The 1,621-nt window shown below is 34.4% G+C and carries 1 protein-coding gene; it reads right to left on the bottom strand.

The window, feature by feature from the left end:
* Nucleotides 1–242: 242 nt before the first annotated feature.
* Nucleotides 243–1,184 carry a class I SAM-dependent methyltransferase gene (locus tag AC33VI_RS22965; protein WP_491784585.1) on the bottom strand — a complete coding sequence of 314 codons (942 nt, stop codon included), beginning with the start codon at nucleotides 1,182–1,184 and terminating at the stop codon, nucleotides 243–245.
* Nucleotides 1,185–1,621: the final 437 nt, after the last annotated feature.

The raw sequence follows: 1,621 nt of genomic DNA, 5'->3' as shown, positions 1-1,621 counted from the left end.
TTTGGTGATGGTGACTTATTGGGATTGAGTACGGGAATGAGTTCGAGTGACATCCGAGTAGTCGCCAGTGGCAATAATACTCACATTGTCGATCTCGACGATAATGTTTTGGCACTACTCCAGAATGTCGCTTCTAGTTCCATTGGTACTGAAGATTTTACTGCTGTTTAATCGCTGAAGATAAGAAGACCAGATAGTTGAATCGATTAATTGTCTGGTCTTTCAATCGATTATCTATTAACTTAACTACTAGATTTTTTGGGTTTTAACAAGTACTGCCCCCCAGTAGGTGTAAGAATATTATTTTCTAATAGTAAGCGATCGATCAAAAACAGCAGCTCGAACAAAGCTTGGCTTTCTTCATTTTTCAGATATTCTTCTTTACAGCCCAAAGGAAATATCAAGCGCGAAATCCCATTGAACTCATTTTTTTCAATAATGTCAAATCTCTCTAAAAAAATGGGAACTATCTCTGCCGAACGAATACTTTCAAAAGGCGATATAAACTTACCTGGTTCGGGACTAGTAATTTTTCTCACTACCTTTCCATTTAATTTATTAGTTACCATTCTTTCTGGGAGCAAAGACAAAATTAAATTAAGCCAGTATAATCTTTCCTCTGTATATTGAAATTGAGTTTCACCTATATAATCATGAATCCAAAGTACTCCATTAGGAGTCATAGATTTAGCTATTTCTTCGGCAAGATATTCTAGTTGTAAGACGTGGTGTAAACAATTTTGAGTAATTACTAAATCATAAGTATTAGCAGGTAACTCAATACTATTTAGATCTCCTTGCCGATAAACAATATCTAAATTTTGTTCTTTAGCTAGTTTTTTGGCTTTTACTAAAGCTTCATCGGCAATATCTATCCCATGAAATTTATTACAAATACCCCTTTGTAAAACCGATCTTTCAGCTCGACCGTTGCCACAGGCTAAAGATAGCCCAATATTAGCAGACCGACAATTTTTTCGGAGTAGCGGAATAAAATTCAAATTATGACGGTTGAACTTTAACTTTGCTGCTGCCTGACGATCTTTTTGCTGAAGCTCATTAAAATTGTTATTTGAAAAATATTTCCCCCAAACCTCTCCTTCTTGTTGAGATTTTTGACGATATAAATTTGGGTTTTCTAGTAAATCCTTAATGATCGTATCTGCTTTACTTATGTTTGACATTTATTTATTACTAAAAAATAGAATTCAACTTATAGGTCGCAATTGTGCAGTAATTATATCTCAGGTTTTTAAAACCCGCTCTGACAGCAAAGACACTACGAGATAATACTTACTAGAAAACAACTGCAAACTTGTCGATAAAAAAACAAAAAGTTATCTTTAATTTAGTCGTTCAACATGTCAGTTTATTTAGAAAAGCAATAGATATTTTTTAGTCAGAAACAGCTAACTATAACATCAGTCAAAATACTGTAATTAAAAAAATGATTACAACCTCATTTAAAGACGTTAGTAAAAATGCTGGGATCGATTACAGAGGAATTTCTTATGGAGCCACCTGGGGCGATTTTAACAACGATGGTTTTATCGATCTTTGGGTTGGCAATCACGGTCCCGCTGGTACTCTTTATCAAAATCAGGGAGATGGAACTTTTGCA

This window comes from Waterburya sp. (assembly GCF_058530065.1).
Note: the sequence above shows the minus strand (reverse complement) of the source record. Positions and strands in the feature narration are given on the sequence as shown.